This window comes from Microbacterium sp. B19 (genome assembly GCF_000333395.1).
Classification (GTDB): Bacteria; Actinomycetota; Actinomycetes; order Actinomycetales; family Microbacteriaceae; genus Microbacterium.
Map to the genome: position 1 here is coordinate 21622 of NZ_BADA01000441.1, position 23834 is coordinate 45455.

Genomic DNA, 23834 nt, shown 5'->3' on the forward strand with positions numbered 1-23834 from the left:
CGTGCTCGCTCCCCTTCAGCCACCGCGCTGCATGTGCAGGTGCGCGTCGATGAGCCCCGGGAGCACGACGCCGTCGAGCTCTTCCGTCTCGTGCTCGGCCGGGAGCGCCGCGCGCACCTCGTCGACGGCGCCGACCGCGAGGATGCGACCCCCGTGCACCGCGAACGCCTCGGCGTGGGGCCGGTCGGGGTCCATCGTGCGGACGGGCGCGATCAGCAGGGTGGGGGTGTCGTTCCGGGGGGACGGGGTCATGCGGGGCTCCTCATCGGGGCAATGGGTTACAGGGCCGGGCGGCGGGCCATCGTGTCGGCGACCGCGCCCTCCCAGGTGAGGCCGAACTCCAGCAGCGTGCGGTCGGCGCGGTACGGACCGACGAACTGCACGCCGATCGGCAGCCCCTCGGTCGAGAACGAGAAGGGCAGCGACAGCGCCGGCATGGCGGTCGCCGTGATGCGGCTGCAGGACCGCTGCCACGCGTAGTACCGGTCCATCGCGACGCCGTCGATCTCGGTCGGGTACTCCCATTCGACGGGGAAGGGCAGCACCTGCACGCACGGCGCGAGCAGCAGGTCGACGTCCTCGAACAGCGCCTGGAAGCGGCGGAACAGCCGGGTGCGGGCCCCGGCGGCGCGCGTGATCGTTTCGGCCGTGAAGCCGCCGGCCCACGCGATGTCGTCCTTGAGCGTCTGCTTGACGAGGTCGGGGTGCTCCGCGGCCTCCTCGCCGTGCGCGTCGAGGAACTCCAGCGAGCGGAACGTCTCGAACACGAGGTCGGCCTCGGACAGGTCGATGTCGACCGGGATCACCTCGGCGCCGAGGTCGGCGGCCAGACGCGCCGCCGCCTCGGTCGCGGCCCGCACCTGCGGGTCGAGGGGCAGGCCGCCGAGGTCGGGGCTGTACGCGACGCGGGCGCCGGCGAACGGACGCGGCTGCAGCGACAGGAACAGCGCGGGATCCTCGTCGATGGACAGCGGCGCCCGACGCTCGGGCGCCGAGATCACCGACATCAGCAGGGCGGTGTCGCGCACGGTGCGGGCCAGCGGACCGAGCACCGAGCCGGGGTCCCACGCGTTGCCGGGCCGGGCCGAGGCGACGCGGCCCGCGGTCGGGCGGAGCCCCACGAGGTTGCCGAACGACGCCGGGTTGCGGATGCTGCCGCCGAGGTCGGAACCGTCGGCCATCGGCAGCATGCCGCTCGTCACCGCGGCGGCGGCCCCTCCGCTGCTGCCGCCCGCCGAGCGCGAGAGGTCGTACGGGTTGCGCGTGATCCCGAACACGTCGTTGAACGTGTGGGAGCCGACACCAAACTCCGGGGTGTTCGTCTTCCCGACGAAGACGCCCCCGGCGCCGCGGATGCGCCCCGAGATGACGCTGTCGGCGGCGGCCACCGTGCCCACGTGGATGCGCGATCCGTGGGTCGTGGGCAGCCCCGCGACGTCCATCAGATCCTTCACCGCGAACGGCAGGCCGTGCAGCGGGCCCAGCGACAGCCCGCGCGCCTGGAGGGCGTCGAGTTCGCGCGCGCGGTCGATCGCCTCCTCGGGACGGTACGACACGATCGCGTTGACGGACGTGTTGATCGCGTCGATGCGCTCGAGGTGCGCGCGTACGACCTCCTCCGACGACACCTCGCGACGGCGGATCGCCTCCGCGAGGGCGGACGCGGAACGGCGGGTCAGGTGCGACAGGTTCATGCGGCATCCTCGATCAGCATTCGGGCGATGTTCTCCCCCACCACGACGGCGGGCATGGCGGTCGTGGCGCGGGGCACGCGGGGCATGATGGCGCAGTCCGCGACCCGCAGGCCGTCCACGCCGTGCACCCGGCCGCGGGCGTCGACGACCGCGAGCGGGTCGCCGTCGACGCCCATCCGGCACGTGCCGACCGGATGCCAGTAGTTGTCGGGGTGCGCGTACAGGTGGGCCGCGAGCGCCTCCCGCGTGAAGGTGTCGGGGCCGGGGTGGATCTCGCGGCCCACGAGCGGGGCGAGCGCGGGGGTGGCGGCGAGGTCGCGCAGGATCTCCGCGCCGTCGATGAGCATTGCGACGTCGAGACCCCCGGGGTCGGTGAGGAACCGGTGGTCGATGATCGGCTTCGCCTCGGGGTCGGTGCTGCGGATCCGCACGAACCCCCGCGAGCGCGGAAGGAGCGCCGAGGTCCCGATGCTCCACCGCTTCTCGTCGCCCCGGTGCGTGGGGCTGTACGGCAGGAAGTGCAGGTCGAACGCCTCGGTCTCGATGCTCGAGGCGGCCTTGCCCATCGCCTGCTCGTCGGGGGCCCACCCGGCCGCGCGGGCGGCATCCATTCGCGCGCTCATGCGCTCGGACCCCTCCCAGCTCATGAGGAGGAACGGCTGGTCGTGGAGGTTCTCGCCGACGCCGGGGAGGTGCTGGACGACCGGGATGCCGAGCGGTGCGAGCTGCGCGGACGGCCCGATGCCCGAGCGCAGCAGGACCGTCGGGGAGTTGTAGGCGCCGCCGGCGAGGACGACGGTGCCCGCCCGGACCTCGACGACCTCGCCGCGGTGGTGCACCACGACGCCGGTCGCGCGGCCGTGCGCGACGACGACCCGGTCCACGAGCGCCTCACCGACGACCGTGAGGTTCGGGAGCGACCGGACGGGATCGAGGTACCCGAAGGCCGCGTTGATGCGGACGCCGTCCTGGATGTTCATGTCCTCGGGCGCGAAGCCCGCGGCCTCGTCGAGGTCGTTGAGCGTCTCGACCCGCGGCATCCCGACCGCGGGGGCGGCGTCGTACCAGGCGTGCTGCCAGGGCGTGAGCTCGTCGGCGGTGAAGCGGTGCACGCGCAGACGGCGCATGCCCTCCTGGAACAGCGGCAGCAGGTCGTCGGCGGCCCATCCGGTGAGGCCCGCCTCGGCCCACGCGTCGTAGTCGCGGCGATGCCCCCACGTCTGGGTGCAGCCGTTGACGTCGCTCGAGCCGCCGATGGCGCGGGCGCGCTCGAACCCGACCTTCCACGGGTACGTGTCGCCGGAGTCGTACCCCCAGTCGTGCGAGCGGCCCAGCCGCGTCGCGTCGAGGAGGTCCGCCGGCCAGGCCGGATCGCCCTCGGGCCCGAAGTCGGGTCCGGCCTCGAGCAGGAGCACCTCGTGGCCCGCCTCCGCGAGGCGCGCGGCGACGACGCTTCCCGCCGTCCCGCCGCCCACGACGACGTACGCCGCTTCGCGGGGCAGGCCGCTGGTCACGCGGGCACCGCGGCGCCGTCGAAGGACGCCGTCACCTCGGCCGCCGTGACGAGGGCGTCGCGCTGCAGGTACTGCACGGCCTCGAGGGCGTTGTCGTGCGCGCGCTGCGTGGACCCGGCGACGCAGTCGGTCACCACCCGCACGCGGTAGTCGTGCTGGTGCGCGTCGACCGCGGTGTAGTGGATGCAGACGTCGGTGAGACCGCCGACGAGCACGACCGTGTCGGCCTTGTACGCCTTCAGCACGATCTCGAGCTCGGTGCCGAAGAACGCCGAGTAACGGCGCTTGCGGATGAGGAACTCCTCGGGCTGCGGGTCGAGCCACGCCGCGATCTCGGTGTCGGGGTCGCCCTCGATGCAGTGCGGGCCCTCGGAGCCGTCGAGCTCGCGCCCGATGTCGACGAGCGAGCGCTTGTGCACCTCCTGGATCCACACGACGGGCACGTCGGCCGCGCGGGCGCTGTCGACGAGTGCGCGGACGCGCGCGCGGCGCTCGGCGCGACCACCCATGAGCACGGGGATGCCACCCTCCTCGGGCGGGGTGGTGCCGGCGCCGCCCTGGATGTCGACGACGATCAGGACGGTGCGGCCGACCAGGTGGGCGGGGCCGATGGGGGCGATGTCGGTCATGAGGGCTCCTAGAGCGTCGGACGGTCGAGCAACCGCCGGGGGGTGTGGATGAGGATCTGGTCGGCGACCGCCGGGTCGCCGGCGATCTTCGCGATCGCGGGGCCGATGCGGGCGAACAGGTGGTCGTAGCCGCGCCCGCCGTTGCGGCGGAGGTTGGCCTGGGCCCACACGTCCTGCGCGATGACGAGCTGGTCGCCGTAGCCCTCGGACAGCAGCCACTCGACCATGTCGAGGCGCTCGGCATCCGTCGGGTTCCGGAGGTCCGCTCCGCCGTAGTAGAAGTCCGACCCGAAGGTGTCGTACGCGAGCACGGCGCCGGCCTGCGCGATATCGCGGTGGTAGGCCTGGTCCCAATACTCGTCGAGGTGGCCGATGATCACGCGGTCGGGCGACATGCCCTCCTCGACCAGCACCTCGAGCACCTCGGTCCCGGCCATGCCGCGGAACGACTGATGGGTGTAGACGGTGGCCCCCGTCTCGGCGCCGGCACGCGCCGCCGCACGGAGCGAGCGCCACTCGGCATCCGTCACGGGGTAGCTCGTGCCGATCTCGCCGAGGAGGGCGGGGCGGATGCCGGTGCCGTCGATGCCGTCGCGCAGCTGCGTCAGCAGCAGCTCGGTGAGGGTGTCGACGTCGGCGGTCCGGACGTCGTCCGGCATCGTCGGCTCGACGTAGAACCCGGCCCCGACCATGACGTGCACGCCGGAGCGGCGGGAGATCTCGGGGAGTTCGGCCAGACGGCGTCCCATGCCGTCGAGGGTGAGCTCGACGACGCCCGAGCCGCCGGCGGTGACGACGTGGGCGAGTTCCTCGCCGGCGACGACGGGGTCGTGCAGGACGATGTTCTCGGGGATCGAGAGGAAGTTCCAGCGCAGGTAGGCCATGAGCTCGGGGCCCATCGGCACGCCCTCGGGCGGCAACTCGGTGGGGGTCTTCGCCCAGATGCGCAGGTCGCTCAGCAGGTGCTCGTGCATCGACGTGCGGCCCAGGTCGGCGGCGTCGATGGGCCCCAGGACGGTGTGGATGGGCATCGGTCACTCCCCGAAGACGGCGCGACGCGGGTTGTCGCGGTGGATGGCGTCGAGGACCTCGGGCGCGATGCCGGATTCGACGGCGATCCGACGGAACTCCTCGAAGAGGAAGGTGTAGCCCGGGCCGCCGTACGCGCGCAGGTGCGACCGCTGGCAGACGTCGTGCGACAGGAGGACCCGGTCGGCGTAACCCGCGTCGATGATGCGGCGGAGGTAGTCGATGCGCCGGTCGATCTGGTGGCGCACGAGCGTCCCGCCCACGCGGCAGGTCATGAGACAGTCGTACTCCACGAACGCCCCGCGACGGAGCAGCTCGAGCGAGTAGTCGACGCTCTTGACGGTGTCGGCGTGGCCGATCACGACGCGCGACGGGTCGACGCCCTCCTCGGTCAGGATCTCGAGCTGTGCGAGGCCCGTCGGGAACGACGCGGCGTGGGTCGTGATGAGGGCGCCCGTCTCGCGCCCCGCGCGGGCGGCGGCGCGGAACGACCGCTCCTCGACCGCGGTGATGTGCGACAGGTCCGAGGCGATCTCGCCGATCACGCCCGCGCGCACGCCCGTGCCGGGGATCTCGTCGAGGAGGTCGGCGATGAGGAAGTCGGCCAGGGTGTTCGTCGGCGTCCGGTCGAACCACTCCTTGTCGAGGTAGGTGTCGTAGTAGTGGCCGGTCCCGAGGATGACCTGGATGCCACTGGCCTCCGCGGCGCGGCGCGTCGCTCGGACGTTCGCGATCGAGCGCGATCCGGTCCGCCGGTTCTGCTGCAGCTCCGTGATGTCGTCGCTCTCGCCGAACGGCGCCGCGTAGTCGCTGAGCTCGCCGTTCGTGAGGTCGATGAGCGTCGAGCCGCCCGCGGCGCGGAACAGCGCGAGCTCGGCGAGCATCTCCTCCTCGACCGCGAGGTAGCCGTCCTGCGGGGTCGTGCGCGTCATGTTGATGTAGACGTGCTCGTGCGGCAGCGTGACGCCGAGCCGCTCGGGGGCGATCGGCCCCGAGACGCCGTGGACGGTGAGCATGCCGGTCACGCCTCCGGGATCGCGATGACGACGCTCTTGGTCTCGAGGAAGCCGCGCAGCCCTTCCTCGCCGAGGTCGCGGCCGAGCCCCGACTCCCCCGTACCGCCGAACGACAGCGCCGGGTCGAACAGGTTGTAGGTGTTGATCCACACCGTGCCGGCGTCCAGCGCGGCGGCCATGCGGTGCGCCCGGCCGAGGTCGCGGGTCCACACGCCCGCCGCGAGGCCGTACGCGGTGTCGTTGGCGATGCGGATGGCATCCGCCTCGTCCTCGAAGGGGATGATGCCGACGACGGGTCCGAAGATCTCCTCGCGGGCGATGCGCATGTCGTTGGTGACGCCGGCGAACAGGGTCGGCTCGACGTAGAAGCCCGGCTCGCGGACCCCGCCGCCGGCGAGGAGGGTCGCGCCCTCGTCGACACCGGCGCGGATGTAGCCGAGCACGCGCTCGCGCTGCTCCTCCGACACGAGCGGACCGACCGTGATGCCGCCGTCGAGGCCGTCGCCGACGGGGACGCGGCCCACGGCCGCCGTCATCCGCTCGGTCATCTCGGCGAGGATCGAGCGCTGCACGAGCAGGCGGCTGCCCGCGGTGCACATCTGCCCCGAGTGGCCGAACGACGCGCGCATCGCGGTGAGGACCGCGGCATCCAGGTCGGCGTCCTCGAAGACGATGTTCGGGCTCTTGCCGCCGAGCTCGAGCGTCACGCGCGTGAAGTCGTCGGCCGCGGCGTGCGCGACCAGGCGCCCCACCTCGGTCGACCCGGTGAAGGTGATCTTCGCGATGCCGGGGTGGGCGGTGAGCGCGGCGCCGACCGACCCGTCGCCCGTGAGGATGCTCACGGTGCCGGCGGGAACGCCCGCCTCCGCCAGGATGCCGCCGAGGCGGAGGAGCGTGAGCGGGGTGTCCTCCGCGGGCTTGGCGACCACGGGGCAGCCCGCGGCGAGCGCCGGGGCGAGCTTGAACGCGGCGGTCATGATCGGGAAGTTCCACGGCAGGATGATCGCCACCGGGCCCACCGGTTCCTGCACGGTGTAGACGTGGTGCCCGCCGCCGTCGACCGACACGACCGTGCCGCCCAGGCGCGACGGCGCCCCGGCGAAGTGCCGGAACGTGCGCGCCGCCATCGCGGTGTCGGCGCGGGAGCGCTCGATGGGCTTGCCGTTGTCGCGCGTCTCGAGCACCGCGAGCTCTTCGAGCCGCTCCTCGATGAGGTCGGCGACCCGGTTGAGGATCCGCGCGCGCTCGAGCGGCGCGAGCCCCCGCCAGCGGCGGTCGGCGTGCGTCGCGACGGCGAGCGCGACCGCGGCGTCGACGTCGGCGGCCGTGGCGTCGGCCACGGTCGTGAGCACTTCCCCGGTGGCGGGGTCGATCACCGGACGCGCGGGGCGCTCGCCGAGCGGCATCCACTCTCCGCCGAGGAGGAACGGTTCGTACTCCGGCAGCGCGGTGACGGTGGGGCGAAGGCTCATGGGGGTCCTCAGAAGATCTCGAAGTACTCGCGCTGCTCCCAGTCGGAGACGTGGCGAAGGTAGCGGGCGAACTCCGCCCTCTTGATGGTCGCGTACCAGTCGACGACGACGTCGCCGAGCGCGGCGCGGAACACCGCGTCGGCCTCGAACGCGTCGACGGCGGCGCCCAGCGAGGCCGGGAGCGACGGGGCGTCCGTGCGGTACGGGTCGGTTGTCGGCGCCGGCGGGATGAGACCCCGGTCGATGCCGTCGACGCCGCTGATCAGCTGCGACGCGATGTACAGGTACGGGTTGGCCGCGGGCTCGCCCGAACGGTTCTCCAGGCGCGTCGCGGGGTCGCCCACGCCGCCGACGGCGCGGACCATCGCGCCCTTGTTGTCGATGCCCCACGCGATGCGGTCGGGTGCGAGCGAGTTCGGCTGGTAGCGCTTGTAGCCGTTGACCGTCGGGGTCGTGAACGCCGCCGCGGCACCGGCGTGCGCGAGCAGACCGCCCAGGTAAGCCGAGCCGAGCAGCGACAGCGTCGTGCCGGGGGCGTCGGGGACGAACGCGCCGCGACCGGTCGCCCGATCGGTGAGCGACTGGTGCAGGTGCCACCCGGTGGACGCGCCCTCGGCGCCCTGCGGGCGGGACATGAACGTCGCGTGATACCCGAGGCCGGCGGCGATGCGCCGGACGGCGGTGCGGCACAGGACGATGGCATCCGCGATCTCGGCGGCCGAGCCGGCCTCCATCGTGATCTCGAACTGGCTGGGACCGAACTCCAGCTCGATCGAGCGCAGCGGCAGGTCGAGCAGCGTCAGCCCGCGGTACAGCGCGTCGACGAGCGGCTGCATGCGGTCGAGTCCCTCTTCGAGCAGCAGCTGCGATCCGCGCGTGGTCGGGGCCGCGAGCGAAGCGGCACCCGGGCGGCCCGGCGCACCGACGTGCTCGGTGCCGAGGGCGGCGTCCTCGGCGCGGAAGACGTGGAACTCCAGCTCGGCGCCGACGGTCATGTCATAGCCCCGCGAGGCGAGGGTGGTCAGCTCGTTGCGGAGGATCGTGCGGGTGCAGAACGGCACGGGGCTGCCGTCGGGGAAGTGCAGGTCGCACAGGATCCACGCGGTCCCCGGCGCCCACGGCAGCACGCGGAACGTCGTGGGGTCGGGCACCAGCACGATGTCGCCGGCGCCGCTGAACCCGCCGACCCCGACGCCCGTCTCGGCGCTGAACACCGAGAAGACGGACTGCCCCGACGTGTCCTTCAGCAGCAGCGAACTCGGTGCCGTCACGCCCGAGCGGAGGGCGGCGGCGAGTCCGCCGCGCGCGATGGTCTTCCCGCGCAGGATGCCGTGCTGGTCGACGAACGAGAAGCGGACCATGTCGATGCCGAGCTCGTCCACGACGCGGCGCATCTGACCCGCGGCGGCGTACTTCGCCTCACTCCACAGCCCGTGCCGGTGGACGAAGCCCTCCCGGTCTGCCGCGAGCATCGGCCGCGCCGAGATGCCGCCGCCGCTCTCCGAGACGGGGCGCTCGTCGACGTTGCGCTCACGCATCGACGGTCTCCTCGGCGGTCGCCTTCGGGGCGGCCCACGGCGAGGCGGAGCGGCGCTCCTGCTCGCGCTGGACCCAGCGCTCCTGCCACGCGTCGTTGGCCGCGATCGTGTCCATCGCGAGCGGCCCGGTGAGCTTCGCGGCCTCCGCATCGCTCACGGGGTGCGAGGGCGTCTGCCCACCCGCGGCGAACGAATCGATCGCGCGGAGGAGCAGGCGGCGGTTGGCGGTGACGGCGCGGTCCGAGACGCCGAGGCGCTCGACCGTGCGGTCCTGGATCGGGCCCATGCTCTCGACGGCCCACTGGTCGTGGACGTTGATGTCCAGGCCCATGCCCGTGTACGTGAGGTCCTTCTGCTCCTGCGGGTCGAAACCCCAGTTGTTGTCGCGGTTGCGGATCGGCCGGTAGTCCGGCAGCGTCACGCCCTCGAGGCGCTGCTGCAGCAGGGTCTCCTTGTCGGTGACCTCGGCGAAGTCGTACCAGATCATGTACCAGTAGTGATGCTCGTCGTCGATCGGCACGTGCCACTGCGTGAACACCTTGGTGTTACCGAACGGCACGACGAAGGCGTTCGGGAACATGAGGTTCGTCACGCGGACGTGTTTGATGTCGTCGGTGAGCTGCCGCAGCGCGAAGACGCGGAGGCCGTGCTCGGCGCTCTCGACCTCGATGTCGGGGCGGTAGCTCTCGCCCACGAGCATCGAGAGCTTCTTGCCGGTGCCCTCGACCTCCTCGGCGAACTGCTGCCCGTACATCTCGCGCGGGTCCTCCTGGATGAAGCGGTGCAGGAACGACACGTGGCTCGGGTCGATGCCGCCCTCGAGGCCCTGCAGCCAGTTGCAGTCCCACAGGCCCTTGAACGCGAAGGTGTACTCCTCGGGCGCGATGAAGCAGTCGTAGTCCGGGAACGGCGGCGGGTCGCCCGCACCCATGTAGGTGAAGATGATCCCGTTCTTCTCGACGCACGGGTAGTTGGCGATGCGGATCTTGCCGAGGAATTGGCTGTGCTCGGGCTCGGCCGGCTGCTCGACGCACTTGCCCTCTCCGTCATAGAGCCACCCGTGGTACAGGCACCGGATGCCATCCTCCTCGAGGCGGCCGTACGACAGGTCGACCCCGCGGTGGGCGCAGTAGCGGCTGATGAGGCCCCAGCCCTCGCGCTTCTTGAACAGCACGAGGTCCTCGCTCATGATGCGGACGGCCTTCACCGGCCGCTCCCCCGGCATCTCGGACACGAGCGCGGCAGGCTGCCAGTACGAGCGCAGCAGGTTGCCGAGCGGAGTGCCGGGACCGGACCGGGTGATCTTCTCGTTGTCTTCCTGCTTCAGCATCGCCGTCGCCTCTCGTGCTCTGTCGTGGTCGGTTTCGTGGGGGTTCCGGGCGGGTCAGGCCTGGAGGACGAGGACGGGGCACGCCGAACGCGAGACGCACACCATCATGCAGTCGTTGGCGGCCCGTTCCTGGGTCGTCAGGACGAAGTCGCGGTGCTCCACTTCGCCCTCGAGCACGCCCGTCTCGCAGCTGCCGCAGATGCCCTCCTCGCAGTCGGAGAGCACCTCGACTCCCGCCTCGCGCAGCACCTCGAGCACGGTCTGCTCGGGTTCGACGGTCACCTCGACGCCCGTGAGCGCGAGGCGCACGGCGAACGGGCCGCCGGGTTCGTACTCGACGACGGGCGCGGTGAAGTACTCCAGGTGCAGACGACCGGATGCCTCGGGCACGACGCGCGTGACCTCTTCGAGCATGCGCGCCGGGCCGCACGCGTAAACCGCGGCGTTCGGGTGGGCCGCGAGCTCGGCCTCGAGGTCGGCGCGGACGCCCTCGTCGCGGGCGACGACGTCGACCGCTCCCCCGGGGATCGTGGCGAGGACGTCGAGGAAGGCCATGCGGGTGCGGGAGGCGCCGAGGTACAGCACCCGCCACGGCACGCCCGCCGCGGCGGCGGCGCGCACCATGGGCAGAACCGGCGTGATGCCGATGCCGCCCGCGAGGAACAGGTACTCGCCGGCGGGGACGAGGCCGAAGTGGTTGCGGGGACCGCGGAGCGACACGACGTCGCCCGGGCGGAGGCGCTCGTGCACGGCTCGGGAACCGCCGCGGCTCTGCTCCTCGCGCAGGACGGCGATGCGATAGCGCGCCGAGCCGGGCTCGCCGCAGAGCGAGTACTGGCGGACCGGGGCCCCGGGGAGGGCGAGGTCGACGTGGGCGCCGGGCGTCCATTCGGGCAGCGGTCCGTCGACGCCCTCGAGTTCCACGGACATCACGTCGGCGGTCTCGAGGGTCAGGGAGCGTACGCGAGCGCGTAGCTCTCCGGCATCCTCTCGAGTCGTCATGTTTGGATCCTAACAGATGCAGATTGGATCCCGAATCATTGGTCTGGGAGCCAGTACCGCGTGGATTGCGTGGCATCCGGCACCCGTTCTGCTAGGTTCGCACCTCGTGGGATCGCGACCACGATCGACCGAGAGGGGCACCATGGCCGCACGGGGGGAAACCGAGATCACGGCGGCCGGGGGGCACGCGCTCGTCGACGAGATCGCCGCCAAGATCCGGGAACGCATCATGTCGGGCGACATCCCCATCGGCGCGCAGCTACGGCAAGCGGAGCTCGCCAACGACTTCGGCGTCAGCCGCACCCCGGTGCGCGAAGCGCTGCGCCAGCTGCAGACCGGCGGCCTCATCGAGGTGCTGCCCAACCGCGGTGCCGTCGTGCGCGTGCCGGCGCCGTGGGAGGTGCGCGAGGCCTACGAGGTGCGCGCCGAGCTCGAAGCCCTCGCGGCGGCCCGCGCCGTCGAGCGCATCTCGCGCAACGACGTGACGCGCCTCCGCGCGGCCAACCAGGACATGTACGACCGCTCCGTCGAGCGCGAGCGCGGTCAGAGCGACCCTGCCCTCGCGAGCCGCCGCGAGAACGACGTGTTCCACAACACGATCGCGCAGGTCTCCGCCAACGCCCGCCTCGCCCGCGCGATCGAGGAGATCAACGAGACCTTCCCCCGCAACGTCTCGGCTCAGCTCCTCGTGGGCGACGACCGCCACCGCGAGGAGAACTTCCAGGAGCACGTCCGCATCATCGACGCGATCGAGCGCGGCGACGCCGAAGCCGCCCGCCGCGAGATGCGCGACCACGTCCTGAAGGCCGGCGAGCAGCTGGCGCGCTGGTACGAGCGGCGCTCCGCGACGGTGTTCACCGGCTGACGCGGGGGGGGTCGGAGGACACCGTTCCATGTGTCCGCCGCGGAAAACAAGAATCCCCTCGCGAGGCGAGGGGATTCCGGGATAGGCACGACGGTCCAAGCCCGTCGCTCTGCACTCGACGGTACGTTCTAGGTCGTGTCGAGTCAACCTGATGTCCGGCGGCTCCTCCTGAGTGAGCCCCGATTGCGGCCCTATCTGAACGACGCCGGGCAGGATCTCGAGCGGGCATGGTCGACCTACCTGTGGGCGAACGAACTGTCCGGCTCGCTCCACGCCCAGATCTCCCTAGTCGAAGTAGCGATCCGCAATGCCCTGGATCGCGCGGTGTCCACGTGGAACGTCGCGAACGGCGGATCGGCGGAGTGGACTCTCCCGGGCAATGCCCAAGAGCCCCTCTACGCACTACTGAAGAACGATCTCAACAAGGCACGAAGGGCCGCTGCACGTGAGGCAGGGCTTCGCACGACGGGTCACCCTCGCCAGGGTGTGACCGCTGGCCATGATGACATCGTGGCGCAGCTGATGTTCGGCACGTGGGTCAAGCTGCTCCGGCCGATGTCTAAGGTCGAGTCACCTCATCGCCAAGTGGCGTTGTGGTCAGCTGGCCTGAACGCTGCGTTCCCGGGGGCGGACCAGTCTGACGCGGGGAGGGCGAAGATCGGTGAGCAACTCGACAGCATTCGACGTCTGCGAAATCGCGTTGCACATCACGACAACCTCCTGGGCGTCAAGACGAGCAGCCGCCTCAACCAGATGCTCTCGCTCGTGCACAAAGCCAATGCGGCCTATCCCAGGCTCGTGATGGCGAACAGCAGTGTCCGGCGCATCGCCCGTGACGACCCACGACGGATCAAGTAGTTGAAGGCGTTGCGCGAGCCTCCCTCATTGCCGGACTACTGCCCTCCGGCCCCTTCGCCGCGAGGAACTTCCCGCTCCAGGGCATCCAGTACCCCGCGCACGGCGGCGTTCGCGCGACCGAACGTGTCAATAACACGCCGCAGATCCGCCGGCCGGACCTGCCCACGCAGGTGACGCGCCGCGGCCGCGGCCTCATCGGGCATGCCTCCCTGGCCCGGCTTCATCAGAAGGTCGTACAGCGTCTGCGCCGGCGTGGTCACCAGAGCACGTCCGAGCTCGTTCTGCTCGAGTACGGCGTCAAGACGATCGAGATCGCGCGGAACGAGGTGCACGATGCCCCCGGTGTCCAGGGTCACGGGAGGTCGTCCCGCCTCCGGGATGGCAACGGTCGTCACGCCGATAGCGCGAGGAATCGCTGCCCAATGGCGCGCGGCGCCCAGCCCCATGAGGATGGCATTGCGGTTGCCGAAGCGGGCAGTGGCCACGGCCAGCCCTGCCGCTTCCAGGGTGGGGCGCCATTTTCGACCGTCGCGACCCTCCGGGGGTGCCGCGTAGACGCCCTTGGCGAGACGGACCAACGCCCCGCGGTCGGCGAGTCGAGCGATCGTGCGGCGTGCATGGGCGAGGTCCGCTTCCAGGTCCTGGGGCCGCACTGTCCGCAGCGGTGCGCGCTCGATTGCACGCAGCGCATCGACGTCGTTGACCATCGAATCCACCTCCCTTACTGAGACTAGCGTGACACCTAGTGTCACGTCAGTCTCAGTAAGTTTGTTCTGCAGCCGGAAGAGCGTGCCTCCGCCCGCGGCCGACCCTCGTGGGCCGCGCCTCAGCCGACCACCAGCGGCGCCGCCATCAGCACCGCCGACGCGCCCATCGCGAGCGGCGGGAGCCGCGTGACGAGCGGCCGGTCGCGGTGCGCCGTGACGAACAGCACCACACCGCCGACGGCGTACGCGGCCACCCCGACGAGCGTGAGCACCACGAGCGGCATCGCCCCCGCCCCGTGATGCGACGAGCCGGGGGATGCCGGGACGTGCGCGGCCAGCAGCAGGGATGCCATGAGCACGGCGCCGAGCGCGTCGAACGCCCGCATCCGCCGGTCGTCCCCGCGCCGCGCGCGCCCCGGAGCAACCGCGACGAGCGCGGCGAACAGCAGCGCCGCCGCCCAGAACACCGGCGGCACGCGCGCGCCGCCGAGCACCATGTCGCCCATCGCGAGGAGCATGAGCGCCGCGATGAGCAGTTCACGCACGCGCGCGGCGGGGCGGTCGGCGGCGACGCAGCACGCGCCGGCCGCCGTCGCCACCAGCGCGCCGACATGCAGGACCTCCCCCATCAGTGCCCGTGGTGCTCGTGCCCGTGGTGCCCGTGCGCGGAGTGGTCGTGGTGCTCGTGCCCGTGGTGCTCGTGCCCGTGGTGCCCGTGCGCGGAGTGGTCGTGGTGCTCGTGCCCGCCGGCGTCGTGCCCGTGGAACGCGTGGCCCTCGGCCACGGCACCGCCCGACCCCGCGACCGGCGCGTGGCAGTGGTCGCCGCCCGAGGACGGGGGCAGGTCGAGCGACGGGTTCCGCGTGAAGAAGCCGTCCGGCTCGAACCGCAGGCCGATGCGGTGCACCGGCATGATCGGCCATTCCTCGGGCTTCGGGTAGTGGTGCACGCCGACGATCGGCCACAGCACGAGCTCGGCGCCGTCGAGCGGACGATCCGCCTGCTGCCAGGCCGTGATGCCCTCGGCCTCGAGCGGCGCCTGGTTGGGGTAGTCGCCCGTGATGAAGCGCTCGTTCGGGTCGTACGCGGTGGCCCACAGGTGCTTCGAGACGAACGGCGCCTTGCGCGCGACGATGCTGCCGGGCTTGGCGAACAGCCGCGTCGTGTGCATCGCGGACAGACGGTAGGCGGTGCTCTCGCCGAAACGGTTGGTGCGCTCGGTGTTCTCCACCCGCCAGTGCACCGCGCGGGACGCGTCGGCCATCCGACCGGCATCCTTCTCGGACGCGATGACCTCGGAGACCATCTTGACGGCGTTGCCCCAGGGGTTGAGCTCTTCGTCCTCCTCGACCTCGGCGTGCACCTCGACCAGGCGGTTCTTCGGCCCGTCGACCGCGGTGTCCATGCGCACGGCGAAGTAGTGCTGGTGCGTGGGGGCCTGGACGTTGGGACTGACCATGCGACCGTAGGCGGGCATCTTGCCGTCGTCGATGCCGGACACCGACAGGATGCCGGTGAGCTTGATCTCCAGCTCGATCGAGCCGTCCTGGTACAGCGACCAGTAGAAGCCGTAGTCGTAGTTCGCGACGGTCGCGAAGAACGAGATCACCAGGCGCCGCGAGCGGCGGACGTCGGCCTCGCCCGTGCGGGTGTTGACGTGCTTCCAGAGGATGGACGAGTCCTCCTCGTGCAGGCACACGCCGTTCGTGATGGTCTGAGCCTCGCCGACGCCGTCGAGCACGTGGGCGTCGAAGTAGTGGATCTCGCCGAGGCAGTCGCATCCGAGTTCGAGGGATGCCGTGAGGGGGCCGGCCCCGTACTCGCCCCAGTCGAAGAAGTTCTTGCGGTACGCCGTCGGGTCGGAGTCGAGATACGGCACGTACATCTCGTTCACCGCGGCGCGGCGGAGGACGGGACGCTCGACGTCGCCGTCGCGGTACGCGATGTCGTGCAGCACGAGCCCCTCGCGGTGCGTGAAGCCGATGCGGAACGACCAGTTCTGCCACGTGACTCGGTGGCCCTCGACGGTGAAGCCGGGGCCCTCGGGCTGCGTGATCTCCAGCGGCGCGACGTGGCGGTCGGGACCCCAGGTGCCCGAGCGGTAGTTGCCGCCCTCGCTCGCCATCGGGAGGACGCCGTGGTCCTCGAGCCGGATGATGTCGAGGGTCTCGAGGTCGAGGATCGGCACGAGACCCGCGACCGGACGCGCGTAGCCGTTGTCGTCGGCGCTCTCGCGGTACCAGACGGTCCCCCACGACAGACGGCGGTCGGCGAGGTCCTCGGGTTCGAAGCCCGTGATCGACTCGGGGTCGACCCACACGTGCGTGGTGTCGGTGATGCCGCGCTTGGCGAGGGCCTCCTTGAGGAGCGGGTGCTCGCGCGCGGCGCGGGCGATCGCGCGCGCCTCGTCGCTCGAGACGCCGGGGCGCTTGGCATCCACCGGGCTCCAGGATGCCAGCGAGGCCTCGGCGCGGTCGGTGCCCGAGGTCCAGCCGGTGACCTCCCACGCCGCGTGCGCCGCGGGGTTCATCACGATGAGGCGCACCGGGCGCCCCTGGCCGGGGGCGAGGCTGCGGGCCAGACCCTCCTCGACGGCGATGCCCCAGAAGCGCGGTTCGGCGCCGATGCGGTCGTCCGCGCGCACCAGCGCGGTGATCTCGACGATCTCGCTCGGGGTGAGGGGGTCGCTCCAGTGCCGGTCGGCGGTCATCGGGTCTCCTTGCTGCGGTGGTGCGGGCGATGCGGGTGGGTTCAGGATGCCGGGACGAGGGCGGCGACCCCGTCGGCGCGGGGGTCGCTCGCGGCATCGCGCACCCCGGCGGTGCGCGATCGGCGGACGAGCTGGACGTGGCCGGCCTCGTCGGCGGGCCCGGGGAAGGACGCGATCCCGAGACCGAGGAACTCGGCGCGCTCCACGACCTCCGACACGACACCGGGTTCGGTGACGAGCGTGAGGCGGTCGTGGCCGAGGTCGCGGTCGCCGATCACCCAGCGCGGACGGCCGAGCAGTTCGTCGAGGTCGACGGCGGGGTCGGTCGCATCCGGCAGGAGCTGGGCGAGGATCCACGGCTGAGCGCGTCCGCCCTGGCATCCGGCGACCACGGTCAGGTCTCCGCGGTCCACGATCGCGGGAGCGAGCGTGTGCGGCGGGCGGGCGCCGGGCCGGATCGCCGCGGGCGAGGCGGGGTCGATCGAGAACGCGCCGCCGCGGTTGTGCAGCAGGATGCCGGTCGCGGGGTCGAGGAGTCCGGAACCGAAGGTCTGGTACACGCTCTGCACGATCGTGACGGCGAATCCGTCGTCGTCGATCGCGACCACCGCGGCGGTGTCGCCCTGCGGCCGGGGCTCGAGCGGGCCACGGAAGGGACGGGCGTCGAGCGCGAGCATCGCCTCGACGTCGACGGGACCCGCGGCGGGGTCGCCGAGGTGCGCGCCGCGGGCCTGGACACCGAGGACGCTGGCCTCGAGAAGCTCCGCCGCGCCGGGCTCGCGCTCGCCGGCCGCGGCGACGCCCATGAGGATCGCCCCCACGGACGGCGGCGGCGCGACGCTGTACCGGGCGTCGCCGATCTCGCGGGTCAGCGCCTCGGTGACCTCGGCGCGGTAACCCGCGAAGTCGTCGACGGTGTGCGTGCCGCCGTCCGCGCGCAGCGTCTCCACCAGAGACCGCGCGATGTCGCCCGCGTAGAAATCGTGGGGGTCGGTCGCCATCCGACGCAGCGACCGGGCGAGCGCGGGCTGAACGAGCGCGTCGCCCTCGACCAGGAGCGCGCCGTCGCGCGTGAAGACGTCCCGGAGCCCCGGGTCGGCGAAGATCGCGTCGGCGCGCGACACCAGCGCGCGGTCAAGGCCCGCGCTGACCGTCGTGCCCTCCTCCGCCGCCGCGGCGGCGTCCTCGAGCGCGCGCGCGAGCGGCAGGACGGCGCCGAGTCCGGCGATCGCCTGCCATCCGGCGAACATCCCGGGGACCGTGACCGACCCGGCCCCGGCGCGCGGGACCTCGGTCCAGGCCGCGGCGACGTCGGCGATCGCGGCGGGCGCTGTGCCGGCCGCGACCACGGCGACCGTGGAGCCGTCGGGGCGACGGACGAGGGCGATGAGGTCACCGCCGACGGCGCACTGGTGGGGGTACACCACGGTGAGCATCGCGGCCGCGGCGAGCGCCGCATCGAGCGCGTTGCCGCCCGCAGCGATCGCGGAGCGTCCCGCCTCGACGGCGGCGTGGTGCGGAGCGGCGAGCGCGATGGTCATGTCAGATCCCCGGGCGGGCCGTCGAGATGAACGGTGAGCATCGCGCCGCGGGGAGCGCCCATTGAGCGCGTGCCGCCGCCAGCGATCCGGAGCGTCCGCCTCGACGCGGGCTGGTACGGAGCGGCGAGCCCAATGATCATGTCAGATCACCCGCGGGGCCGTCGAGATGAAGTCGAGATCGGGCCCGTCGATCCCCGGTGGCGAGATCCGCGACCGCGTCGCCGATCGCGGGACCGAACCTGAAAGCCGTGCCCCGAACACGCCGAGACGGCGATGACCTCGGGGGCGTCGGCCAGGGCCCCGATGACGAAGCGTTTGTCCTCGGTCATCGTGTACAGGCACGCGGCGAGTTCGACGGGTGCGGTGTCGAGCGCGGGGACGTACGCGTGCAGCAGATCGCGCAGCGCGTCGGCTTCGGCGGGCGTCGGGGGCGCGACGGGGGTCTCGGGGTCCCAGACCTCTCCGGCATCCACTCCGAGCTTGACGCCGTTGCCGTCGGCATCCGGGATGCCGAAGACGAGCCCGTCGGCGCGATCGACCGAGAACGCTCCGAGCGCCGACGGGATCCCCGCGGGCTGGCCGGCACGGACCGTGACGGTGAGGATGCGCCACACCTCGAGGAGGTCGGACAGCTGCGGCAGCAGGGTGCCGGCCCACGAGCCGCCCGCGACGACGAGACGGTTCGCGCGGACGATCCCGCGGTCGGTACGGACCTCGACGCCGTCGGCGACCGTGTCCCAGCCGAGCACCCGCTCGCCGTCGCGCAGGTCGGCGCCCGCGGCCTCGGCGAGCCGACGGAGGGCGATGAGCGACCGCTCGGCCTCGAGCACCCCGGCGGACGGGTCGTGGACGGCGCGGTAGCCCTCGGGCACCGCGAACGACGGCATGAGGGCGGCCATCTCGGCGCGGTCCTCGACCAGGACGCAGTCGGGGCCCTGCAGCTGTGACGCCCCCTCGTGCGCGTACAGTCCGCCGGTGCGGTGCAGCAGCTTCTCGCCCGAGGCGCGCTCGAGCGCCTCCCACGCGTCGAAGGCCTTCTCCACCAGCGGGTTCCACACCGGGTTCGGGTACGCGCGGCGGATCATGCGCGTGCGTCCGTGCGAGGACCCGCGGCCGTGCCCCGGCACGAAGCGGTCGATCCCGATCACGCGGACGCCGCGGGCCGCGAGCGCGGCGACGGTGGACATGCCGTGGATGCCGAGCCCGAGTACGACGACGTCAGCCGACACGACCCCGCTCACCGGAGGATTCCCGTCGCGATCGCGGCCACCCCGTCGACGAGGGCGGCGATGTCGGAGTCGTCGTTGTAGACGTGGGCGGACGCGCGGACGACGCTGGGCACCCCGCGGTCGCCGAGATCCCACTGGCCGTGGGTCGCGGGAACCGAGACGACCCGGACTCCGCGCCGCGCGAGCTGGACGACGGCGTCGGCCGCGGCCACACCGTCGATCACGAACGTCACGAGGGCGGAATGGCTCCCCGCCGGGTCGGCGACGGTGACGCCGTCGATCTCGGCGAGCGCCGTCCGGAGGCGCGCACCGGTCTCGACGAGCCACTCTTCCGTTTCGGGGATGCCCCGCGCGGCGGCCTCCTCCAGGGCGACGCCGAGTCCGAGGCGCGCCGCGAGCGGGCCCTCCCACGTCTCGTAGCGCCGCGCCGAGGGGACGAGCTCCCAGTCCGCGCTCGAGGTCCAGTGCGCACCGCGCACGTCGGGGGCGATGGGGAGCAGACGCTCGAGCAGCGTGTCGCGGACGTAGGCGAAGCCGGTGCCGCGCGGGGCCCGGAGGAACTTGCGGCCCGTCGTGACCAAGACGTCGCACCCGATCTCGCGGACGTCGACCGCCAAGTGGCCGACCGACTGCGTGGCATCCAGGATGTACGTGCCTCCGTAGCGCTGCACGACCTCCCCGATCTGGGCGGCCGGTTCGACGAGACCGGACGAGGTGGGCACGTGGGCGACCGTCACGATCGACGGTACCCCGTCGGACAGCAGGGCTTCGAGCGCGGGGACGTCGACCCGACGGTGCGCGTCGTACGGCGCGATGACGAGGTCGATGCCGCGTTCGCGCGCGAGGCTCATGAGGTGGAGCGCGTGGCTGACGTAGGTGCTGCTGGACGCGATGATGCGCTGTCCCGCGGCCGGCCGCAGCGCGTCGAGGAGGATGCGGAGGCCCGTCGAGGCGCTGTCGAAGAGGGCGATCTCGGGGGTGTCCGCGCCCACGAGCTGGGCGGCCGAGGCGTACACCGCGTCGAGGTCGGCGCGGCGTTCCGCGGCTGCCTCGTACCCGCCCTTCTGCTCCTCGAGCCGCAGGTGGTCCACCACCGCGGCCACGACGGCGTGCGTCGGCAGGGCCGCGCCGGCGGCGTTGAAGTGGCTGGTGAGGGTCGAGCCGGCGGTGCGCGCGCGCTCCGCACCGACGTCGATCGCGGATCCGCCCACGAAGGGCGCGGATGCCGAGGCCGTCGCGGCGTCTGCGGTGGGGGGCGGGTTCATGGGGGACGGGTTACCTCCGGGTAGGATCCAAACATACTACATGTGGATCCAATCTGTGATCGCCCGTCTCGGAGGTGCCGTGTCCCGCATGCTCGCCTACGTCGGCCCGGAGCCGGCGAACGTCGCCGCCACGCTGGGCGACGACGTCCTGGCATCCTTCGCCGCCCTCTCCCGCGTGCACGCCGACGGCTGGGGCGCCGGCTGGCGCACGGAACGGGGAGTCGCGGCGAAAGTCGCGCCCGGACGCCCCGCCACGTGCCACGCCCTCGCCCGGGCGGTCCGCGTGCCGGCGACCGCCGCTCTCCTCTACCTCCGCTTCGGCAGCGCCGGAAGCGGCCTGAGCGAGCGGGAGGCACAGCCGTTCCTGTTCGGCGACGAGGTGTTCGAGCACAACGGCGCTCTCGCCCCTGCGGATCGCCTCCGCGACGCGCTCACCGACGATGAGCGCGCGACGCTCCGCGGCACCAATGACAGCGAGCTGTATTTCGCCCGCCTGCGCCGGGCGATCACCCCCGGAACCGACGTCGACCCGACCCGGATCGCGGATGCCGTCGCCGACGTCCGCGCGTCGTACCCCGAGGCGAGTCTCAACGCGCTGCTGCTCACCCCGACCGCCCTGGTCGCGGTGCACTCCTCGGCCGGTCGTCCCGCCCCGCTCGCCGCGTTCGCCGCGCGCGGGCTCGACCTCGCGGCCCTCCCACCGGGTCACGGCGACGGCTACAACGTCCTCTTCACCCGCCGCACCGCCTCCGGCGCGCGCCTGGTCGCGACGACCGGCATCCCCCTGGACGGCTGGACCCCGCTCCCCGAGAACACGGTCTCCCTGGTGACCCCCGGGTCCGTGGCATCCACCCCCATCCCCTCCGCGTGAGCGCGTGAGGGGTCAAGAATTGTCGCCGCGGACCCCCTCGAAGCGACAATTCTTGACCCCTCACGCGCCCGCGCCTGCCGGGATAGCGTGGAACCCATGGCACGCATGCGGGTGGAACCGGACGATGCGCCGACGGCGCGACTGTCCGACGGGGCGATCGCGCGGGTGACCGCGTCCACCTACGTGTCGGGGTCGGAGCTCGTCGTCGACGGCACCCCGCAGTCGCACGTCGACCTCGACGATCCGACGCACCTGCACTTCGAGTACGTCGCGCGCATGGGTGCGGTCATCGACAGACTCCGGATGCCAGGACAGCCGCTCACCGCGGTCCACCTGGGCGCGGGTGCCCTGACGCTCCCCCGCTACGTCGAGGCCACGCGACCCGGGTCGCGGCAACAGGTCATCGAGCTGGAGCCGGCGCTGTGGGACCTCGTGCGCGAGAATCTCCCCCTCCCCCGCGGGGCCGCGATCCGCGTCCGCATCGGCGACGCCCGCGCGGGCCTCGGTCGACTGCCCGCGGGCCTGCACGGCGCCGTCGACCTGCTCGTGAGCGACGTCTACTCCGGCGCGCAGACGCCCGCGCACCTCACGACCGTGGAGTTCTACCGCGAGGCCGCGGCGCTCCTCGCGCCCGACGGCGTGCTGCTCGTCAACGTCTCGGACGGCCCCGGGTTGGCGTTCGCGCGGCGGCAGGTCGCGACGGTGCGCGAGGTGCTCCCCGAGGTCATCGTGCTCGCCGAGGTGCAGGTGCTGAAGGGCCGCCGGTTCGGCAACCTCGTCGTCGCCGCCTCCGCCGCGCCCCTCCCGGTCGAGTGGTTGCCGCGTCTCATGGCCGCGGGCCCCCACCCCGCGAAGGTCGCCCAGGGAGCCGAGATCGACGAGTTCATCCGCGACGCGCGTCCGGCGACGGATGCCGATGCGACACCCTCGCCCAAGCCCTCGGCATCCATCTTCGATCGCTGACGAGGGACGCCCGGACGCTCGCCCGGGCGGGTTCGCGACCCGCCGGTGTGGCGAGGCGGAGCATCGGGTGCCCGCACCGCAGACTGGAAGCATCGACCATTCGAGAGGAGCGACGGTGAGCTATATCCACGGGTACGACCCCGACACATTGCGCGAGATCACCGACTCTCGCGAGTGCGCGGAGCGGCTCGAGGAGATCGGTTCGCAGCGCAGTCTTCCGGCCCTTCTCGAGCGCACCTGGCTGCTGAAGGTGCTCGATCGCTTCGACGAGGCCCTGACGATCTCGGAGCAGTCGGTGCGCGTCGCCCGCATGGCCGGGACCCGGCGCGACCTGCTGCGCGCCCGCATCCTGCACGCCACGATCCAGCAGTGCCGCGGCGCGTTCGCCGCCGCCGAGCAGGAGCTGACGACGTGCGCGGAAGAGGCCGAAGGACAGGGCTGGGCGGGCATCGCCGCGTTCGCCCTGCAGCACCGCGGCAAGGTGCACTACGACGAGGGCGACTTCGAGGCCGCCCGCCGCGACTTCAAGCGCGCGCTGTTCCTCCGCCAGAACGCGGGGGCCAGCGACGCCGAACTCGAGTCGACGCTGCTCGCGATCGACGCCGCCGAGCGCCGGCGGGCTCGCGCGGTCGTGGCGAGCTGACGTCGGAGCCCCTCTCTACGATTTCCGTCATGTCCGATCTGCAGCGTGTGCGCGTCTGGGCAGAGGCATTGATCGCCCTGCATCTCGACGACTCGTGGTCGTTCGCCTTCGACAACGCCAAGCGCCGCGCCGGGCTCTGCGACTACGGCCGCCGCCGCATCAGCGTCTCGCGCTACCTCGCCGCGCGCTACGACGACGACACCAACCACCAGACTCTGCTGCACGAGGTCGCGCACGCCCTGGCCGGCGCCGCGGCGGGGCACGGGCCGACGTGGAAGCGCGCGGCCCGCGACCTCGGGTACGTCGGCGGAACGACGCACGCCGGCGAGACCGCCAACGAGCTGGCGCCGTGGGTGGGCACGTGCCCGGCCGGACACGTCGCCTACCGGCACCGCCGTGCGACGCGGCCGACGTCGTGCGCGAAGTGCGCACCGTACTTCGACCCGCGCTTCGCGCTGACGTGGGTGCACCGCGAGATCAGCCCCGCGACCCGGCTCGCCGCGGCGACGCCGCGCTGAGCGGGCGGTCTCACACCGCGGTGAAGACGCCGCTCCTCAGCACCGGGACGACGGATGCCGCATCCCGCGCGGCCGCGGCCAGGACGAGGTCGCGTTCGCCCGCGTCGGCGCGCGAACGCCCGGTGCCGCTCGCGGTGAGCAGGTGCCGCACGGCCCCGCGCAGCGCGCGGAACCCTTCGCCCGCGACGGCGGCGTCAGGCGACGCGTGATCGATGCCGAGGTCGCCGAGCGCGGCCACGACGGCCCCCGCGCCGAGCAGATCCTCGACGGCGAACCGCGGGCCGCCCGCGTCGGCGTCGCCCGCCGCGATCACCGCGATGCTCGTCCGGTCGCCGCGCGAGTGCTGCACGTCGAGCACATGGGCGGCGACGGCGGCCGCGTTGCGGATCCCCGCGACCACGACGTGCGCACCGGTCTCCTCCGCGCGAGCGCGAGGGATC

Annotated in this window: 23 protein-coding genes; 6 read left to right on the forward strand and 17 right to left on the reverse strand. The window is 72.4% G+C overall.

Going from position 1 to position 23834, the window contains the following annotated elements; genetic code table 11:
- Positions 1–15: 15 nt before the first annotated feature.
- Genes I5G_RS15635 through I5G_RS15680 form a run of 10 tightly spaced genes read right to left on the reverse strand, consistent with a single transcriptional unit; the run spans position 16 to position 11224 of the window.
- Entirely contained in the window at positions 16–252 is a 237-nt protein-coding gene (locus tag I5G_RS15635; protein ID WP_022879898.1) for a hypothetical protein, read from the reverse strand.
- Positions 253–278: 26 nt separating this feature from the next.
- Positions 279–1694 (reverse strand): amidase family protein, encoded by a 1416-nt coding sequence (locus I5G_RS15640; protein WP_022879899.1) that lies wholly within the window; start codon positions 1692–1694, stop codon positions 279–281.
- Positions 1691–3208: a GMC family oxidoreductase gene (locus I5G_RS15645; RefSeq protein ID WP_022879900.1), complete on the reverse strand. Its 1518-nt coding sequence runs from the start codon at positions 3206–3208 to the stop codon at positions 1691–1693. Before I5G_RS15645 ends, I5G_RS15640 begins: the two co-directional genes overlap by 4 nt.
- Positions 3205–3837 (reverse strand): cysteine hydrolase family protein, encoded by a 633-nt coding sequence (locus I5G_RS15650; protein WP_022879901.1) that lies wholly within the window; start codon positions 3835–3837, stop codon positions 3205–3207. Before I5G_RS15650 ends, I5G_RS15645 begins: the two co-directional genes overlap by 4 nt.
- 8 nt (positions 3838–3845) lie before the next feature.
- Positions 3846–4868 carry a phosphotriesterase gene (locus tag I5G_RS22915; protein WP_022879902.1) on the reverse strand — a complete coding sequence of 341 codons (1023 nt, stop codon included), beginning with the start codon at positions 4866–4868 and terminating at the stop codon, positions 3846–3848.
- Between the two features lie 3 nt (positions 4869–4871).
- On the reverse strand, positions 4872–5882 hold the full coding sequence (locus I5G_RS15660; protein ID WP_239642556.1) for a phosphotriesterase: 1011 nt from the start codon (positions 5880–5882) through the stop codon (positions 4872–4874).
- Between the two features lie 5 nt (positions 5883–5887).
- On the reverse strand, positions 5888–7354 hold the full coding sequence (locus tag I5G_RS15665; protein WP_022879904.1) for an aldehyde dehydrogenase: 1467 nt from the start codon (positions 7352–7354) through the stop codon (positions 5888–5890).
- An 8-nt stretch (positions 7355–7362) separates the two neighbouring features.
- Positions 7363–8892, reverse strand: a complete 1530-nt coding sequence (locus I5G_RS15670; protein WP_022879905.1) for a glutamine synthetase family protein — start codon at positions 8890–8892, stop codon at positions 7363–7365.
- On the reverse strand, positions 8885–10222 hold the full coding sequence (locus I5G_RS15675; protein ID WP_022879906.1) for a Rieske 2Fe-2S domain-containing protein: 1338 nt from the start codon (positions 10220–10222) through the stop codon (positions 8885–8887). The genes I5G_RS15670 and I5G_RS15675 overlap by 8 nt, the downstream gene beginning before the upstream one ends.
- Positions 10223–10276: 54 nt before the next feature.
- Positions 10277–11224 (reverse strand): PDR/VanB family oxidoreductase, encoded by a 948-nt coding sequence (locus I5G_RS15680; protein ID WP_022879907.1) that lies wholly within the window; start codon positions 11222–11224, stop codon positions 10277–10279.
- A 142-nt stretch (positions 11225–11366) separates the two neighbouring features.
- On the opposite strand from I5G_RS15680, the gene I5G_RS15685 reads away from it, so the two are divergent.
- Both I5G_RS15685 and I5G_RS24860 read left to right on the forward strand, forming a co-directional pair.
- Complete coding sequence (locus I5G_RS15685) at positions 11367–12089, forward strand: GntR family transcriptional regulator (protein WP_022879908.1); 723 nt, start codon at positions 11367–11369, stop codon at positions 12087–12089.
- 135 nt (positions 12090–12224) lie between these two features.
- The gene (locus tag I5G_RS24860) at positions 12225–12947 is read left to right on the forward strand and encodes an Abi family protein (protein ID WP_022879909.1); all 723 of its coding nucleotides are present in this window, start codon (positions 12225–12227) and stop codon (positions 12945–12947) included.
- 35 nt (positions 12948–12982) lie between these two features.
- Here I5G_RS24860 and I5G_RS25505 read toward each other — a convergent pair whose 3' ends face one another.
- From I5G_RS25505 to I5G_RS15725, 6 genes are all read right to left on the reverse strand, one after another.
- Positions 12983–13654 (reverse strand): type IV toxin-antitoxin system AbiEi family antitoxin domain-containing protein, encoded by a 672-nt coding sequence (locus I5G_RS25505; protein WP_036328733.1) that lies wholly within the window; start codon positions 13652–13654, stop codon positions 12983–12985.
- A gap of 119 nt (positions 13655–13773) precedes the next feature.
- Positions 13774–14283 carry a hypothetical protein gene (locus tag I5G_RS15705; protein WP_022879912.1) on the reverse strand — a complete coding sequence of 170 codons (510 nt, stop codon included), beginning with the start codon at positions 14281–14283 and terminating at the stop codon, positions 13774–13776.
- Positions 14283–16364: a primary-amine oxidase gene (locus I5G_RS22930; protein ID WP_022879913.1), complete on the reverse strand. Its 2082-nt coding sequence runs from the start codon at positions 16362–16364 to the stop codon at positions 14283–14285. Before I5G_RS22930 ends, I5G_RS15705 begins: the two co-directional genes overlap by 1 nt.
- A 41-nt stretch (positions 16365–16405) precedes the next feature.
- Entirely contained in the window at positions 16406–17905 is a 1500-nt protein-coding gene (locus I5G_RS15715; protein WP_022879914.1) for a gamma-glutamyltransferase, read from the reverse strand.
- 146 nt (positions 17906–18051) lie between these two features.
- Positions 18052–19146, reverse strand: a complete 1095-nt coding sequence (locus I5G_RS22935) for an FAD-dependent oxidoreductase (protein ID WP_051038832.1) — start codon at positions 19144–19146, stop codon at positions 18052–18054.
- Positions 19143–20399, reverse strand: coding sequence for an aminotransferase class V-fold PLP-dependent enzyme (locus I5G_RS15725; protein ID WP_051038834.1), 1257 nt, complete (start codon positions 20397–20399; stop codon positions 19143–19145). The genes I5G_RS22935 and I5G_RS15725 overlap by 4 nt, the downstream gene beginning before the upstream one ends.
- 40 nt (positions 20400–20439) lie before the next feature.
- On the opposite strand from I5G_RS15725, the gene I5G_RS15730 reads away from it, so the two are divergent.
- From I5G_RS15730 to I5G_RS15745, 4 genes are all read left to right on the forward strand, one after another.
- Positions 20440–21270: a class II glutamine amidotransferase gene (locus I5G_RS15730; RefSeq protein ID WP_187288862.1), complete on the forward strand. Its 831-nt coding sequence runs from the start codon at positions 20440–20442 to the stop codon at positions 21268–21270.
- A 96-nt stretch (positions 21271–21366) separates the two neighbouring features.
- Entirely contained in the window at positions 21367–22233 is an 867-nt protein-coding gene (locus tag I5G_RS15735) for a spermidine synthase (RefSeq protein WP_022879916.1), read from the forward strand.
- A 115-nt stretch (positions 22234–22348) separates the two neighbouring features.
- Positions 22349–22876 carry a hypothetical protein gene (locus I5G_RS15740; protein ID WP_022879917.1) on the forward strand — a complete coding sequence of 176 codons (528 nt, stop codon included), beginning with the start codon at positions 22349–22351 and terminating at the stop codon, positions 22874–22876.
- Positions 22877–22905: 29 nt separating this feature from the next.
- On the forward strand, positions 22906–23394 hold the full coding sequence (locus I5G_RS15745) for a SprT-like domain-containing protein (RefSeq protein WP_026095998.1): 489 nt from the start codon (positions 22906–22908) through the stop codon (positions 23392–23394).
- Positions 23395–23404: 10 nt separating this feature from the next.
- On the opposite strand, the gene I5G_RS15750 is transcribed toward I5G_RS15745, so the two are convergent.
- Positions 23405–23834, reverse strand: a 430-nt coding sequence (locus I5G_RS15750; RefSeq protein ID WP_022879919.1) for a 2-phosphosulfolactate phosphatase, incomplete at its 5' end; no start/stop codon positions are given.

Coding starts and splice junctions, on each gene's coding strand:
- I5G_RS15650 (WP_022879901.1), bottom strand. CDS start 3,837: ATGACCGACATCGCCCCCATCGGCCCCGCCCACCTGGTCGGCCGCACC.
- I5G_RS15675 (WP_022879906.1), bottom strand. CDS start 10,222: ATGCTGAAGCAGGAAGACAACGAGAAGATCACCCGGTCCGGTCCCGGC.
- I5G_RS15665 (WP_022879904.1), bottom strand. CDS start 7,354: ATGAGCCTTCGCCCCACCGTCACCGCGCTGCCGGAGTACGAACCGTTC.
- I5G_RS15730 (WP_187288862.1), top strand. CDS start 20,440: ATGTGGATCCAATCTGTGATCGCCCGTCTCGGAGGTGCCGTGTCCCGC.
- I5G_RS15680 (WP_022879907.1), bottom strand. CDS start 11,224: ATGACGACTCGAGAGGATGCCGGAGAGCTACGCGCTCGCGTACGCTCC.
- I5G_RS15745 (WP_026095998.1), top strand. CDS start 22,906: ATGTCCGATCTGCAGCGTGTGCGCGTCTGGGCAGAGGCATTGATCGCC.
- I5G_RS25505 (WP_036328733.1), bottom strand. CDS start 13,654: ATGGTCAACGACGTCGATGCGCTGCGTGCAATCGAGCGCGCACCGCTG.
- I5G_RS22930 (WP_022879913.1), bottom strand. CDS start 16,364: ATGACCGCCGACCGGCACTGGAGCGACCCCCTCACCCCGAGCGAGATC.
- I5G_RS15660 (WP_239642556.1), bottom strand. CDS start 5,882: ATGCTCACCGTCCACGGCGTCTCGGGGCCGATCGCCCCCGAGCGGCTC.
- I5G_RS15640 (WP_022879899.1), bottom strand. CDS start 1,694: ATGAACCTGTCGCACCTGACCCGCCGTTCCGCGTCCGCCCTCGCGGAG.
- I5G_RS15735 (WP_022879916.1), top strand. CDS start 21,367: ATGGCACGCATGCGGGTGGAACCGGACGATGCGCCGACGGCGCGACTG.
- I5G_RS15705 (WP_022879912.1), bottom strand. CDS start 14,283: ATGGGGGAGGTCCTGCATGTCGGCGCGCTGGTGGCGACGGCGGCCGGC.
- I5G_RS15715 (WP_022879914.1), bottom strand. CDS start 17,905: ATGACCATCGCGCTCGCCGCTCCGCACCACGCCGCCGTCGAGGCGGGA.
- I5G_RS15670 (WP_022879905.1), bottom strand. CDS start 8,892: ATGCGTGAGCGCAACGTCGACGAGCGCCCCGTCTCGGAGAGCGGCGGC.
- I5G_RS15685 (WP_022879908.1), top strand. CDS start 11,367: ATGGCCGCACGGGGGGAAACCGAGATCACGGCGGCCGGGGGGCACGCG.
- I5G_RS15635 (WP_022879898.1), bottom strand. CDS start 252: ATGACCCCGTCCCCCCGGAACGACACCCCCACCCTGCTGATCGCGCCC.
- I5G_RS15725 (WP_051038834.1), bottom strand. CDS start 20,399: ATGAACCCGCCCCCCACCGCAGACGCCGCGACGGCCTCGGCATCCGCG.
- I5G_RS22915 (WP_022879902.1), bottom strand. CDS start 4,868: ATGCCCATCCACACCGTCCTGGGGCCCATCGACGCCGCCGACCTGGGC.